11 protein-coding genes are annotated in these 14,052 nt (G+C 71.5%); 7 read left to right on the forward strand and 4 right to left on the reverse strand.

The genetic code is table 11. The features are described 5' to 3' along the window. The first annotated feature begins 69 nt into the window (after window positions 1-69). The 4 genes from TR33_RS04905 to TR33_RS04920 all read left to right on the forward strand — a co-directional run bounded on the left by TR33_RS04905 (window position 70) and on the right by TR33_RS04920 (window position 5,595). Window positions 70-2,316 carry a DUF6351 family protein gene (locus TR33_RS04905; RefSeq protein WP_042281721.1) on the forward strand — a complete coding sequence of 749 codons (2,247 nt, stop codon included), beginning with the start codon at window positions 70-72 and terminating at the stop codon, window positions 2,314-2,316. A 61-nt stretch (window positions 2,317-2,377) separates the two neighbouring features. Continuing rightward, window positions 2,378-3,190 (forward strand): phosphotransferase enzyme family protein, encoded by an 813-nt coding sequence (locus tag TR33_RS04910; protein WP_042281723.1) that lies wholly within the window; start codon window positions 2,378-2,380, stop codon window positions 3,188-3,190. Between the two features lie 131 nt (window positions 3,191-3,321). Beyond that, entirely contained in the window at window positions 3,322-4,464 is a 1,143-nt protein-coding gene (locus TR33_RS04915; RefSeq protein ID WP_042281725.1) for an SPFH domain-containing protein, read from the forward strand. 36 nt (window positions 4,465-4,500) lie between these two features. Further along, window positions 4,501-5,595, forward strand: coding sequence for a TFIIB-type zinc ribbon-containing protein (locus tag TR33_RS04920; RefSeq protein ID WP_042281728.1), 1,095 nt, complete (start codon window positions 4,501-4,503; stop codon window positions 5,593-5,595). A gap of 91 nt (window positions 5,596-5,686) precedes the next feature. On the opposite strand, the gene TR33_RS04925 is transcribed toward TR33_RS04920, so the two are convergent. After that, window positions 5,687-6,388 (reverse strand): class I SAM-dependent DNA methyltransferase, encoded by a 702-nt coding sequence (locus tag TR33_RS04925; RefSeq protein WP_042281731.1) that lies wholly within the window; start codon window positions 6,386-6,388, stop codon window positions 5,687-5,689. Window positions 6,389-6,830: 442 nt separating this feature from the next. On the opposite strand from TR33_RS04925, the gene erm reads away from it, so the two are divergent. Continuing rightward, window positions 6,831-7,760 (forward strand): ErmE/ErmH/ErmO/ErmR family 23S rRNA (adenine(2058)-N(6))-methyltransferase, encoded by a 930-nt coding sequence (erm, locus tag TR33_RS04930; protein WP_042281734.1) that lies wholly within the window; start codon window positions 6,831-6,833, stop codon window positions 7,758-7,760. After that, window positions 7,705-8,031, forward strand: a complete 327-nt coding sequence (locus TR33_RS04935; RefSeq protein WP_042281737.1) for a hypothetical protein — start codon at window positions 7,705-7,707, stop codon at window positions 8,029-8,031. Before erm ends, TR33_RS04935 begins: the two co-directional genes overlap by 56 nt. A 29-nt stretch (window positions 8,032-8,060) precedes the next feature. Here TR33_RS04935 and treZ read toward each other — a convergent pair whose 3' ends face one another. Further along, window positions 8,061-9,845 (reverse strand): malto-oligosyltrehalose trehalohydrolase, encoded by a 1,785-nt coding sequence (gene treZ / locus TR33_RS04940; RefSeq protein ID WP_017534756.1) that lies wholly within the window; start codon window positions 9,843-9,845, stop codon window positions 8,061-8,063. A 188-nt stretch (window positions 9,846-10,033) separates the two neighbouring features. Between treZ and TR33_RS04945 the strand changes: the two genes are divergently transcribed. Beyond that, window positions 10,034-10,615: an NADPH-dependent FMN reductase gene (locus TR33_RS04945; protein ID WP_017534755.1), complete on the forward strand. Its 582-nt coding sequence runs from the start codon at window positions 10,034-10,036 to the stop codon at window positions 10,613-10,615. A 4-nt stretch (window positions 10,616-10,619) separates the two neighbouring features. Here TR33_RS04945 and TR33_RS04950 read toward each other — a convergent pair whose 3' ends face one another. Continuing rightward, window positions 10,620-11,546 (reverse strand): putative RNA methyltransferase, encoded by a 927-nt coding sequence (locus TR33_RS04950; RefSeq protein WP_017534754.1) that lies wholly within the window; start codon window positions 11,544-11,546, stop codon window positions 10,620-10,622. A 23-nt stretch (window positions 11,547-11,569) separates the two neighbouring features. Beyond that, window positions 11,570-13,948, reverse strand: a complete 2,379-nt coding sequence (gene treY, locus TR33_RS04955; RefSeq protein ID WP_026125033.1) for a malto-oligosyltrehalose synthase — start codon at window positions 13,946-13,948, stop codon at window positions 11,570-11,572. Between the last annotated feature and the right edge of the window lie 104 nt (window positions 13,949-14,052).

Here is a 14,052-nt window from a genome sequence, read left to right on the forward strand (position 1 = left end):
TCGCCGTGTCCCCGGTCGGGAACGGCTCTCCCACCCTGGTCGTCCTCGGTGAGGCCGACCGGAAGGCGAGTGGCCCTCGGTCTGGGGGCGGCCTTCGTCTCGACCCTGTTCGTCCTCTCCGGCAGCACGCTTCCGGACCGGGCCACCGCTCGGAGCGTCTCCCCCTCCGCCGCGCCCTCGCTTCCGGTGGAGGAGACGCGCCCCGACCGGCCGAGGATCGACGTGCTCTCCTCACGCCCGGACACCGTCATGGGCGACACCGTGCTGGTCCGGGTGCGGCCGCCACGCCCCTATCCGCCCGACGCGATCCGGCTGGAGGTGGAGGGGCGCGACGTCACGGACATGCTGCGCCCGGTCCATCTCCCCGGCGTCGGACAGGTGGTGGAGGGCCTGGTCACCGGGGTCCCCGAGGGGCGGAGCACCCTGGTGGCCTCGATCGAGGACGACGGTTCCGCGAACCCGGACGAGGCCCGCACCCCCGCGGCCCCTCCCGAACCCGCACGGCTCACCGTGACCGGACACCCGCTCACCGGCCCGGTGTTCTCCGGACCGCATCAGAGCCCCTTCGTCTGCGGGACCGAGGACTTCGAACTCGCCTGGGGCGGCCGGCTGGGCGCCCCGCTGGACGAGGACTGTTCGGTCCGGACCCGGGTCGGCTACGTGTACCGGACCCTCGGGGGCGACTTCGCGCCGCTGCCGCAGGGCGGCCGGATCCCCACCGACGTGGCCGAGACGACCACCTCCACCGGGGCCAGGGTCCCCTACGTGGTGCGGGTGGAGACCGGCACGGTCAACCGTTCCGTCTACGAGACGGCCGTCCTGCACGACCCCCGTGAGCCCGAACCCGATCCGTGGACCTCCCCCGACGGGTGGAACCGGCGCCTGGTGTACAAGTTCGGCGGTGGCTGCCCCGGTGGCTGGTACGTCCAGGGCGACCGGACGGCCGGGGTGGTGGACCACGGCATGCTCTCCCGGGGATACGCGGTCGCGTCGGCCTCGCTCAACGTGTTCGGCAACAACTGCAACGACCTGCTCGCCGCCGAGACCGCGAACGCCGTCAAGGAACGGTTCTCGCTCACCCTGGGGGTTCCGGACCACACCCTGGGCTGGGGGCACTCCGGCGGGGCCTATCAGGCCCACCAGATCACCGACAACCAGCCGGGGCTGTTGGACGGGATCGTCGTCTCGCAGAGCTATCCGGACGTGGCGTCGGCGACCGTGCCCGCCGCGACCGACGCGGCCCTCCTGCGCGCCTACTCCGAGGCCCGTCCCGACGCGCTCACCCGTGAACAGCAGCGCGCCGTCTCCGGATTCGGCCATTGGGAGGGGATCGGCACGATGGCCGACGCCGCCGCCCGGATCGATCCTCAGGGGGTGTGTCCGGACGCGCTGCCCGAATCGGAGCGCTACCATCCGCGGGATCGTCCGGGCGGGGCCCGCTGCGATCTGTACTCGCACACCGTCAACGTCTACGGGATCGACCCCGACACCGGTCTCCCCCGTCGCCCGCTGGACAACGTGGGGGTCCGCTACGGGCTGTCCGCCTTGGCCGAGGGTGTCATCGACGTGGACGAGTTCCTGGACCTGAACGAGCACATCGGCGGTTTCGACACGGACGGTCGGATCGTGGCCGAACGTACCGAGGGCGACACGGAGGCCGTCGAGGCCGCCTACGACAGCGGTCGCCTGCTGCACGGGGGCGGCGGGCTGGCCGACATCCCGATCGTGGACCACCGCCCCTACCAGGACGACGCCTCCGGCGGGGACATCCACATGCGCTACCACTCCTTCTCCACACGGGAACGGCTGCGGGCGGCCAACGGCACCGACGCCAACCAGGTGATGCTGGTGGAACGCCACCGCCCCGGCGTGTTCGGGGCCGACCAGCCGGTGGCCGGACGGGCCCTGACCGAGCTGGACGCCTGGGTGACCGCCGCCGCGCAGAGCTCCCGCGCCCGCCCCGGCGGCGAGCCGATCGAACACCTGGAACGGACCCGGCCGGAATGGCTCACCGACGCGTGCTGGATCGAAGGGGAACGCGTGGTCGCCCCACAGACGACGGCCGGGCCGGGCGAGGGCGACCGCTGCGCGGACGCCTTCCCCGTGTACGGTTCGCCGAGGACCGCGGCGGGCGGTCCGCTCGCCTCGGACGTGCTCAAGTGCCGGCTGACCCCGTTCGACGAGGCGGAACAGCCCGTGGAGTTCGACGAGGGGCAGACCGAACGCGCTCGGGAGATCTTCTCCGAAGGGGTGTGCGACTGGTCGGAGCCGGGTGTCGGACAGCGCCCGCCCAAGGGGCCCTGGCAGTTCTTCTGAGGGCCCCCGATCCGGGGAAATCCGATGGCCCGGGGCCGGTCCACCACCGAGGATGGGTCCTATGAGTCCATCCGAGGGTCTCCCCTCCCCTGAGAACGACGTCGAGCTCCTGGAGGGCGGCAACGTCTCCGAGACCGTGCTCCGTGTGGGGCGCACCGTGCGCAAGTCCTGGCTGCGCTCCTCCTCCACCGTGGCCGAACTCCTGCGTCACCTGCGCCGACACGGCCGCGCCGAGGTGCCCGAGGCCTACGGGCGCGACTCCCTGGGGCGGCAGAGCCTGGAGTTCGTGCCCGGCGTCATGGCCGATCGGGCCGCCCCGATGACCGAGGAGGAGCTCCACCGTCTGGGCGCGATGATCCGGCGGCTGCACGACCTCACCCTCGACTTCCGGCCCCCGCGAGAACCGGTGTGGGATCCGCTCTTCCCGCCGGAGAGGCCCGAGGTCGTCTGCCACAACGACCTCGCCCCGTGGAACCTGGTCCGTTCCGAGACACCCCGAGACGGCGACGAGGAGCCCTGGTGCCTCATCGACTGGGACGGCGCCGCGCCCGGAAGCCGGATGGGGGACCTGGGGTACGCCGCCCATGGGTTCGTCCCCCTGCACGCGGGCGGCGACCCCGGGATCGACGGGCGGCGGCTCCGCGCCCTGGCCGAGGGGTACGGCTGCGACGTTCGGCAACGGCGGGAGCTGCCCGACGCCGCCCTGCGCCGGGTGCGCGCCATGTTCGACGTACTGGAGGAGGGTGCCCGGACCGGACGTATGCCCTGGGCACGACTGCACGCCGAGGGGCACGCCGACCATTGGGGCGCCGCCGCCGACCACATCGCCCGCCACCGCAAGGCGTGGATCCGGACGCTCACCGACGCTCCCTGACCGCCGCGGGGCGAGACGCACACCACACCCGTCGGCCCATTCGTTATCCGCTTCGTTATCCGCGAAGGGCAACAGGTCCCGGCTCCGCCACGTCGAATGACAAGGCGGTATCGACACATTGGGAGTAGAACTTGAGTTTCTTCGACGCGCTCAAAGGCGAGCTCATCGACATCATCGAGTGGACCGACGACAGTCGGGACACCATCGTCTGGCGTTTCCCCCGCTACGACAACGAGATCAAGATGGGCGCGAAGCTGGTCGTGCGCGAGTCGCAGATCGCCGTCTTCGTCAACGAGGGGCGCATCGCCGACGTCTTCGCTCCGGGCACGTACACCCTGGAGACCAAGAACATCCCCATCCTGAGCACCCTCAAGGGGTGGAAGCACGGTTTCTCCTCGCCCTTCAAGGCCGAGGTGTACTTCGTCAACGTTCGGCAGTTCACCGACTTCAAGTGGGGCACCAAGAACCCGGTGATGCTGCGCGACCCCGAGTTCGGCGCCGTGCGGGTGCGCGCCTTCGGTGGTTTCAGCGCCCGGGTGGTGGACCCGCCGCTGTTCCTCACCGAACTGGTGGGCACCGACCCGCAGTTCCGCACCGAGGAGGTGGAGAACTACCTCCGGCAGATGGTCGTCAGCCGGCTGGGGAACGCCCTGGCCACGGCTGCCAAGGACATCCCGGTGCTCGACCTGGCGAGCCACCAGGACGATCTCGGCCGTGACCTCGCGGGCCGGCTCAGCCGGGACATGGCCTCGGTCGGCCTGGAGATCCCGAACTTCAACATCGAGAACATCTCCCTTCCCCCCGAGGTGGAGAAGGCGCTGGACAAGCGCACCCAGATGGGCATCATCGGCGACATGGACCGCTACGGCAGGTTCCAGGCCGCCAACGCCATGGAGAAGGCCGCCGGGACCGAGGGCGGCGGCATGGGCGAGGCCATGGGCATGGGGATGGGCCTGGGCATGGCCCAGCAGATGGCGCAGCAGAACCAGGTCCCCGGAGCTGCTCCGCAGCAGCCCGCCCCCGCACAGCAGCAGCCGCCGGCCGCGGCCGCGCCGCCTCCCCTGCCCCCGCAGGAGCAGTGGCACGTCGGTGTGAACGGACAGCAGCAGGGCCCCCTCGACCGAGGCGGCCTGGTCCGGCTGGCCTCCGAAGGCACCCTGACCCGACAGAGCCTGGTCTGGCGGAACGGCATGCCTCAGTGGGCCCCGGCGGGAGAGGTGCCCGAGCTGGCGGATCTCTTCGCGCACACCCCTCCGCCCATGCCCCCCGCCTGACCCTCGCCGCTTCGAACGATCCCCCCGAGGACCACCATGACCGAGAACACGACCACGCCACCGGAGGGCCCTCGTGTCTTCCCCTGTGGAGGATGCGGGGCGAGGCTGGAGTTCGCCCCCGGCACCGAGAGGATGCTCTGCCCCTACTGCGGGCACACCGACGAGGTGGCCGCCCCCGAGCGGCGGATCCGGGAGCACAAGGTCCAGGACCTCTTCCGGCGTACCCCGATGGCCGACCTGGTGCCGCACGAGCTCGTCTGCCAGGGCTGTGGGGCGCATCTACAGAGCGACCAGCTCGCCCACAACTGCCAGTTCTGCGCCTCTCCTCTGGTCATCGACCCGGCTTCCGAGGACGTCGTACCCCCCGAGGCGGTGCTGCCCTTCGCGGTGGACCGCTCCGGTGCCCGAGGTGCGCTGGCCTCGTGGACGAGGACACGATGGTTCGCCCCCAACAGTCTCAAGAAGGTGGGCGAGGCCGAGCGGCTCAAGAGCACCTATCTGCCGCACTGGACCTTCGACGCGGCGACCGCGTCGGACTACAAGGGCCAACGCGGGGAGTACTACTACGTCACCGAGACCTACACGACCCAGGAGAACGGCAAGACGGTCACCAAGACCCGGCAGGTGCGCAAGACCCGGTGGTATCCGGCGAGCGGCCGGGTCTCCCGGGACTTCGACGACGTGCTGGTGAACGCCACCACCAGGCTCTCCCCCGAACGCGTGACCGCCTTGGAGCCGTGGGACCTGAAACAGGCGCGTCCCTTCACCCACGCCTACCTGGCCGGGCACGAGGCCCTGCGCTACGACATGGAGCCCGAGGAGGGGCTGGACCGGGCCAAGGGCATCATGGCGAAGCAGATCGACAAGGACTGCCGTCGCGACATCGGAGGGGACGAGCAGCGGGTGCACTCGGTCTCCACCCGTTACTCCGACGTCACCGGCAAGCTCATGCTGTTGCCGGTGTGGGCCGGGGCCTATCTGCACGGCGGTAAGAGCTACCAGATGGTCATCAACGGGCAGACCGGCGAGGTCCAGGGCGAACGCCCCTACTCCGCGGTCAAGATCGCCTTCGCCGTCCTGGTGATGCTGGCCGTGGTGGCGCTGCTCGTCTACATCTACCTTCAGGGCTGAGGGGGCGGGGCGCCCCGCTCGATCGGCCCGGCCGCCCGACCGCCGATCCCGGCGGTCGGGCGGCCGCGTTCCGGCTCGGAGCGGGCGGGGTTCAGTCGGCCCGGGACCAGACCAGGGCCATGGAGACGGGATGGCCGCGAAACCTCTCCCACTTGGGTTTGACGCTCACCCACGCGTCGTCCACGACCGCCTCCGACATCTCCTCCAGACGCCACCCGTGGGCCAGGGCCGCGCGTACGTGGTCGCCGATCAGGTGGACGTGGGTGGCGATGGCGACGTCCTCGCCGGAGTCGTCGGTGAAGTGGGTGGGCATGCCGGAGACCATCATGAACTGCGGGTGGTAGGCGACCAGGACGCAGTGTCCGCCGGGCGCGGTGAGTCTGCGGGCCTCGGCGTAGTACGGGTCGAGGTCGGGCAGGTGCTCGTCGATGAGCGAGGAGATCACCAGGTCGTACCCCTCCTCCGGCAGCCCGGTGGAGCGCACGTCCCCCCGGGTGAGGGAGTCGTGGGCTCCACGTTTCTCGGCCAGGGCGAGCATCCCGGTGCTCAGGTCCACCCCGTCCACGTGCCCCACACCGTTTTCGCGCAGCCAGGTCCCGGTCCTGCCGGTCCCGCAGCCCAGGTCGGCGGCGCGCTCCACCCCGCCCCAGTCGGGAACGGCGAGCCCGTCGAGCAGCGCCAGGTCCATGGCGTCGGGGACGGAGTCCTCGTAGGTCGCCGACCAACCGTCGTATCCGGTGGCCACGTCGACGGTCCGGTAGTTGCGGGTATCGAAGAGCGAGAAATCGGCCATGGGGGCGAGTATCCCCGGGTCACGACGGTCGACGCCACCCCTTTTCCCCTCGCCCCGGGGCGCCGGAAAACCCGTTGCCCTCTCTTCGCCGCCGCCTCTAGGGTGATGTCCATGGGAGCATTCCAAGCGATCTTCAGGGGCGCGCAGGCCTGGCCCGCGGTCGCCCACGCACGGCTCCGGTCCGCTCTGCCGGACCGGTGATCGGACCCCTCTGAGGGCACCGCCGTTTCCGCGTTCTCATCGTGCGCGACGTCGGCGGTGCCAAGGGGGTCTCCTGTCTCGATACGACCCGCCGGTCCAGGCCCAGCCGACGTCCCTCTTCTCTTCGGACGTACGGCCGGTGGACCCCGTACAGATCCTGTGACACGCCCGTGCCGGGCGTGGGTTCCGTCGTGCCGTCGTCCTCGTCGGCCACCGACCACGGTGGCGGAACGGACCGCGCATGGCACGCTCTCCTCGTCGAGCCCACCACTCCCACGATCCTCGTCGTCCGCGTCGCTCGAACGACGATCGGCGGCGACTGTCCCAGAACTTCCTCACCGATCCGGCCACCGCCCGCCGGGTGGTGCGCATCGCCCGACCGGCCCCCGACTCCACCGTCGTGGAGGTGGGCCCCGGAGACGGCGCGCTGACCCGTTTCCTCGTGCGTGAGGCGGGTCGGGTGATCGCCTACGAGATCGACCCGACCCTGGCCGCCCGGCTGACCGAGCGCTACCGGGAACGCGCCCCCGACGTCCGGATCGTACGCGGGGACTTCACCCGGGCGCGCCCGCCCCGCTCCCCCTTCTCGGTGGTCGGCAACATCCCCTACTCCCGTACCGCCGACATCGTCCGCTGGTGCCTGAACGCGCCCGGTCTGACCTCGGCCACGTTCATCACCCAGTGGGAGTACGCGCGCAAACGCACCGGGGCGTACGGCCGGTGGAGCCTTCTGACCGTGCTGACCTGGCCCGAGTGGTCGTGGTCCCTGGAAGGCAGGATCGGCCGGGAGAGGTTCCGGCCGGTGCCACGCGTGGACGCCGGTGTGCTCGTGCTGCGCCGCAGGGAGGAGCCGCTGCTGCCCAGGGAGGACCTGCGGGAATACCGCCGTCTGGTCGAGATCGGTTTCGGAGGGGTGGGCGGTTCCCTGTCGGCGTCGTTGCGTCGCGCCTATCCCGCGCGGCGGGTCGCGTCGGCCCTTCGGGAGGCGGGGGTGGATCCGTCCGCCCCGGTGGGTCTGGTCGCCCCCGACCGGTGGGTGGCCCTGGTCCGGTCCCTGACCGGAACGGGCCGGGGCGGGCCGCGAACCGGCGGAGGCGCAGCGGGATCACACCGGTATGACGATCGACACCCCCGAGCTCGCCCGGACCGCCCTCGCCGCGAGCGATTCTGACGCTACGACAGCCTCCCTCATCTTCTTCCTCATCATCGTTCCCAGCGTCCTCGTCCTCATCATCATCGGTATCGGCTCCTCTCGTGAGAACCCCGAGGGTTATCGGAGGGATCCGCGCCGTGGCGACGGGGTCTTCGCCTCGAGCGGGGGCGAAGCCGGTGGTGGAGGAGGCTGGTCCATCGGCGGAGACGATTACTCCGCCGACTGCTCCGACGGAGGCGCCGGTGACGGTGGAGGCGGAGGAGGAGACGGTGGGGGCGGGGGCTGCTGATCCGGGTGAGCGGACCCCGCCCACCCGGGTCAGACGCGCACGATCGCGAAGAACTCGCCCGGCACGTCCAAGGCGGCCCCGTCGATCCTCGGGTACCCGTTGGCCAGCAACAGTTCCCGAGGGGCGGCGTCCAGCTCCACCACGGTCTGTTCCTCGGAGAGGTTGCAGACCACCCGGAGCGAACCACGGGTCAGGACCAATCGCCGGCCCTCCCGGTCCGCGTCGACTCGGAAGCGGTCCAGGCGGGGGTCGCTCAGCTCGGGTTCGGCCCGCCGCAGGGCGATCAGGGAACGGTAGGTGTCCAGGATCAGTCGGCCCGCCTCCCGGTCGGCCTCGGACCAGTCCAGGACCGCCGCGTCACGGGTGGCCGGGTCCATCGGGTCGGGGATCTCCTCCTCGTCCCACCCCAGGGCGGCGAACTCGCGGCGGCGACCCGTGCGCACCCCTTCGACCAGGTCCGGGTCGGTGAAGGATGCGAAGAACGGCCAGGGTGTGGTGGCGCCCCACTCCTCCCCCATGAAGATCATCGGGGTGTAGGGGGAACAGAACACGATGGCCGCGCCGCAGGTCAGGAGGCCGGGCGAGAGGTGTTCGCCCATACGGTCTCCCCGGGCCCGATTGCCGATCTGGTCGTGGGTGGAGAGGTAGCCGAGAAAACGGTGGCCGGGGATCAGGTGGGTGTCGACCGGAGCCCCGTGCCGACGTCCCCGGAACGAGGAGGGCCCGCCGTCGTGCAGGAACACCCTGCGCAGGACGTCTGCGAGCACCCGGGGTCCGGCGAAGTCGGCGTAGTAGCCGTGCTTCTCCCCGGTCAGGGCGACGTGCAGGGCGTGGTGCAGGTCGTCGGACCACTGGGCGGTCATGCCCATCCCACCCGCCTCCCGGGGCAGGACGGTGCACGGATCGTTGCGATCGGATTCGGCGATCAGCGACAGCGGGCGGCCGAGCCCCGTGGCCAGGGCGTCGACCTCGGCGGAGAGTTCGGCCAGGATCGGGACGGCCCGGTCGTCGCGCAGGGCGTGCACGGCGTCCAGCCGCAGACCGTCCAGGTGGTAGTGGCGCAGCCAGTCCAGAGCGCCCTCGATCACCAGGGCGCGGACCGGGTCGGAATGGGGTCCGTCCAGGTTGAGCGAGGGCCCCCAGGCGTTCTCGCCGGAGAAGTAGGGGCCGAAGCGCGGCAGATAGGCGCCCGAGGGGCCGAGATGGTTGTAGACCACGTCGAGCAGGACGGCGATCCCGTGGCGGTGGCAGGTGTCCACGAACCCCTTGAGCGCGTCGGGGCCGCCGTAGGGTTCGTGCACCGCGGACCACAGGACGCCGTCGTACCCCCAGCCGTGGGTGCCGTCGAAGGCGTTGAGCGGCATGAGTTCGACATGGGTGACCCCGAGCTCGACCAGGTGGTCGATCCGGTCGACGGCGGCGGTGAGGGTGCCCTCCGGGGTGAAGGTGCCCACGTGGAGTTCGTAGACGACGCCCCCGGCCAGCGGCCGTCCGGTCCAGTGGCCGTCCGCCCAGACGAACTCGTCGTGGTCGTAGACGCGACTCGCGGAGTGCACCCCGCGGGGTTGTCTCAGCGACCGGGGGTCGGGCAGGGGCCGCTCCCCCTCGTCGAGGAGGTAGGCGTAGTCGGAGCCCGGCCCGGCCCCGTCGACCGTGGCGTGCCACCGTCCTCGAGCGTCGCGTTCCATGGGGTGGTCGACGCCGCCCACTCTGACGCGTACGCGTCGGGCCTCGGGGGCCCAGACGGTGAAGTCCCCGTGGACTCCGCGTCCGGGTGTGGCGGGCGGGTTCGCTTGCGTGGCCAGTCCGTTCACGCAGGTGGGTCTACCCCGCGTGAGGGACGGGTGAACCGAACGTCGCAGGTGGGAAGGGTGCTGCGCTCACATCGCCCCGGGTGGGGCCGCATCGGCGCCTCGGTGAGCAGGGTCGGCTCCGGGCGTGTCGGGGGTTCCGCGCGGGTAGGGTCTCGGCGGACACGGCGAGCGCGAGGGGACACGGGCGTATGGCGGAGCGGACGCTGTTGGGGATCTGTGGGAGTCTGCGGCGCGGGTCGTTCAACGCGGCGCTGCTGCGTCTGGTGCCCCGGGTGGGATCCGACGTCACGGTGATCGGCGCCGACCTGGCCGGACGGCTGCCCCTGTTCGATCCGGACGTCGAGAACGACGAGTCGTCCTGGCCCGATTCCGTGCGGGGGTTCCGCGCGGCGGCGGCGCGGGCCGACGGGGTGGTGATCGCGACGCCCGAGTACGCGCACGGGCCGGCCGGGGTCACCAAGAACGCCATCGACTGGCTGGTGGGTTCCGCCGGTCTGATGGGCCGGCCGACCCTGTTGATGAGCGCCTCCCCGGGACAGGCCGGGGGTATGCGCGCCCACGCTCCGCTCATGCCGACGTTGACGCTGTTGGGCGCCGTCCTGGTGGACTGCGTGGTGGTCTCCCGCGCCGGCTCGCGCGTGGACGCGGGGGGCGAGTACGTCGACCCGGCGGTGGTGGAGCGGGTGCGGCTCGCGGTGGCCGAGTTGGAGGACGCCCTGGCCTACTCCGAGACCCGCCGGGCCGTCTCTCCCCTCGAAGACCCCCTCTGAGCCATCACCCGTCGTGCCGGGCGCGTCCCCGATCGGCGACGGTGGCGATCTCGGTGCCGGGGAGGGGGCGGTAGCGGCCGATGCGGACGGAGGCGGTGACCCGTACGGGTTCGGGGAGCCCCGAGACCAGTCCGGCCAGCCGTTCGGAGGTGATGTGACGGGCGCTGGGGCCCATCCCGACGACGGTGAGCGCGTCCTGGCGGGACAGGTCCATGGTGAAGCGCAGGGTCTCGGCGCGCTCCGGGGAGAAGTGGCCGTGCAGCCCCTCGGCCAGCCGTTCGTCCTTGCGGGGGTCCACATCCAACAGGCCCAGCGCGGAGCGCAGCTCGGTGAGGTGGTCGGCCTCGGGGGTGACGACCAGGAGCACCCCGGCCGGGTCCAGGATCCGGTGGAACTCGGCGGCGTTACGGGGCGCGAACACGTTGATCAGGGCGTCGGCGGAGCCGGTGGCCAGGGGCAGGGGACGCCAGGAGTCGGCGGTGATCGCACCGGAGCGCTCGTGCGCCTTGGCGGCCTTGCGCGCGGCGAACTTGGACACGTCGGTGGTGAGGCCGACCATGCGCGGCGACGCGTCGAGGATCAGGGTCAGGTAGTGGCCGGTACCGCCTCCCACGTCGACGACCAGGGGTTCGTCGACGGTGAGCTCCTCGTCGAGGGCGCGGGCGAGCGCGTGACCGATGGGGTCGTAGTGACCGCCGGACTGGAAGCTCAGCCGGTCGGCGACCATCGCCTTGTCGTCTCCGGAGCCGGGCGGCGTGCGGCCGGTGAGCAGCCCGACGTACCCCTCGCGGGCCACGTCGAAGCCGTGGCCGTTCGCGCAGGACGGGCCGCGCTCCCCCGTTTCCAAGGGGAGTCCGCAGACGGGGCAGGTCAGGACCGCGGCCACGGACGCGGGCATGCGCGGTCGGGGTCCGGTGTGGGTGTTCGCCATGATCGCGGCAAGCCTACCGGGGTTCAGTCCCTGAGCAGGACGGCCACCGGATAGCGGTCGAGGACCTCGGCCAGGTGGGCGGTGGTGAGACCGTCCATGCGTTCGGGGGCGATGGAGCGGCCGGTCATCAGGTCGGTCCAGGTGCCCGGTCCCGAGGGCAGCGGCAGCACGGTGTCCCCCCAGCCTCCGGCGTCGGCGAGGGTCAGGGGCAGTCGTGTGGCGACCACCGCCAGGGCGTGGTGGCGGTCGCCTCGCACGGTGCGGGCGAAGGCGAGGGCGTGTTCGGCCCCGTGGCCCTCGGCGATCAATGGCAGGTAGCCGGTGGGTTCCAGATCGCGGCGGGCGCGCAGGCAGGTGCGGACCAGGTGGAGTTTGGCGGCGCCGGTCTCGTCCACCGGCGGGCGCAGCCCGGCCTCGATCCGGGCGAGCCATCGCGCCCGTTCCTCGTGGTCGACGGGCCGTCGGTTGTCGGGGTCCACCAGGGACAGGTCCCACAGTTCGGTGCCCTGGTAGAGGTCGGGGACGCCGGGGCCCAGGAGCTGCACGGCCTTCTGCCCCAGGGAGTTGCTCCAGCCGGGCGCCTTGAGGGTGTCGGCCATGGCCTCGACCTCGGTGTACAGCTCGGCGTCGGCGCGCAGTCGTGCGGGCCAGGAGCGGATCCGGTCCTCGAACTCGGGGTCGGGTCCGGTCCAGGAGGTGCCCAGACGGGCCTCGCGGGCCGCCTTGATCAGGTAGGAGACCAGGCGTTCGTCCTCGATGGGCCAGGCGCCCAGGAGGGTCTGCCAGCCGAGCAGGTCGAGGGCGGGTTCGGGCAGGGGTTCGCGGGCGCTCCAGCGGCGTACCGCGTCGGCGAGGTCGTCGGGGATCTCGGACAGGACGGCCAGGCGGGCGCGCACGTCCTCGGAGCGTTTGGTGTCGTGGGTGGACAGGGTGGTCATGGTGTGCGGTTCGGAGGCCTCCCTGCGCAGTTGCGCGGTGTGGAGTTCGGCGACGGTGCTCCCGAACGAGGCGGGGTCCCCGCCGACCTCGTTGAGGGCGATGAAACGGGTGCCCCGGTAGAAGGCGGTGTTCTCGGTGCCCATGGCCACGACCATGCCGCTGGTCTGTTGGATCCGGCGGGCGAGTTCGCCGTGGGGTTCCTCGCGGACGGAGAGGTCGATGGTCTTGAGGACGGGTTGCAGGTCGGGGCGGCGTTCGACGGCGACCCCCACGGCCCTGGTCCAGGCGGGTTCGGCCTCGGGCAGGTAGGAGCGGTACACGTCGAAGGAGCACAGGAGCTCGGCCACGGCCTCCTCTGTGGTCCAGGGGTCGTTCGCCCCGTCGTCGTGGGGCGGGACGAGCGCGGCGATCCTGCGTACCTCGGCGCGCAGGAGGTCGGCGGCGGCGTGGCCCCGAGCCCTCAGGTCGATCTCGGCGACGTCGGTGGCCACCCCGTGTTCGCGGGCCAGTGCGGTGAGCGCGGGCTCGGCCTCGGGGTCGACGAACACCCCGCAGATCTCGCGCAGGGCGTCGTAACCGGTGGTGCCGGCGACCGGCCAGGAGGAGGGGAGGGTCTCGTCGGGGGCGAGGATCTTCTCCACGACGATCCACCCGTCGAAGCGTTCGGAGAGGCGGCGCAGGTAGCCTCCGGGGTCGCTGAGTCCGTCGACGTGGTCCACGCGCAGTCCGTCGACGACCCCCTCCCGCCCCCAGCTCAGGATCTCGGCGTGGGAGGCGTCGAAGACGGCCGGGTCCTCGACCCTGACGGCGGCGAGGTGGTCGACGTCGAAGAAGCGGCGGTAGGTGAGTTCGGCGTCGCCGCGCCGCCAGGACACCAGCCGGTAGTGTTGGCGCTCGTGCACGTCGAGGACGTCGTCGCCCGGGGAGTGGGTGCCCGGGGCCAGGGGAAGGCGCAGGTCGAAGTGGACGAGGTGACCGTCCGCGATGGTGAGCCCCTCGAGCGCGGCGCGCCCGCCGTCCCCGTCGTCGGCCAGGACCGGGATGGGGATCGGGCCCGCGTCGAAGTCGATGTCGAAGCAGCGCGCGTGGACGGAGTCGCGTCCGTGCTCCAAGACGTCCCACCACCAGGGGTCGGCGTCGGGTCGGGCCACCGACATGTGGTTGGGGACGATGTCGACGACCACGGAGAGGCCGAGGGCGTGGGCTCGTTCGGAGAGTTCGACGAGGGCCTTTCGACCGCCCAGGACGGAGGAGACCCGTGTGGGATCGACCACGTCGTAGCCGTGGTCGGATCCGGGGGTCGCGGTGAGCACCGGCGAGAGGTAGACGGCTCCCACGCCGAGCCGTTCCAGGTGTTCCAGGAGGGCGGTCGCGTCGGCCAGGGTCAGGCCCTGGTTCAACTGCACGCGGTAGGTCGACGTCGGGGTCGCCGGACCGTTCGGGGACGTTCTGTGCTCGCTCATCACAGAGTTCACTGCCCCTGCCCCGGGCGTGTCATGCGCCCGGGATCGACGCTGGTCACAAGGGTGTCGGAACGGCATGAAACGTTCCGATCCCGCCAACTTTC

The sequence above is a fragment of the Nocardiopsis alba genome, from assembly GCF_000710955.1.
In the GTDB taxonomy this organism is placed as follows: Bacteria; Actinomycetota; Actinomycetes; order Streptosporangiales; family Streptosporangiaceae; genus Nocardiopsis; species Nocardiopsis alba.

Bases quoted from the DNA above. Each gene is read 5' to 3' on its own strand.
- TR33_RS04950 (WP_017534754.1), bottom strand. From the start codon at position 11,546: ATGGCGAACACCCACACCGGACCCCGACCGCGCATGCCCGCGTCCGTG.
- erm (WP_042281734.1), top strand. From the start codon at position 6,831: ATGGCACGCTCTCCTCGTCGAGCCCACCACTCCCACGATCCTCGTCGT.
- TR33_RS04910 (WP_042281723.1), top strand. From the start codon at position 2,378: ATGAGTCCATCCGAGGGTCTCCCCTCCCCTGAGAACGACGTCGAGCTC.
- TR33_RS04925 (WP_042281731.1), bottom strand. From the start codon at position 6,388: ATGGCCGATTTCTCGCTCTTCGATACCCGCAACTACCGGACCGTCGAC.
- TR33_RS04945 (WP_017534755.1), top strand. From the start codon at position 10,034: ATGGCGGAGCGGACGCTGTTGGGGATCTGTGGGAGTCTGCGGCGCGGG.
- TR33_RS04935 (WP_042281737.1), top strand. From the start codon at position 7,705: ATGACGATCGACACCCCCGAGCTCGCCCGGACCGCCCTCGCCGCGAGC.
- treY (WP_026125033.1), bottom strand. From the start codon at position 13,948: ATGAGCGAGCACAGAACGTCCCCGAACGGTCCGGCGACCCCGACGTCG.
- TR33_RS04920 (WP_042281728.1), top strand. From the start codon at position 4,501: ATGACCGAGAACACGACCACGCCACCGGAGGGCCCTCGTGTCTTCCCC.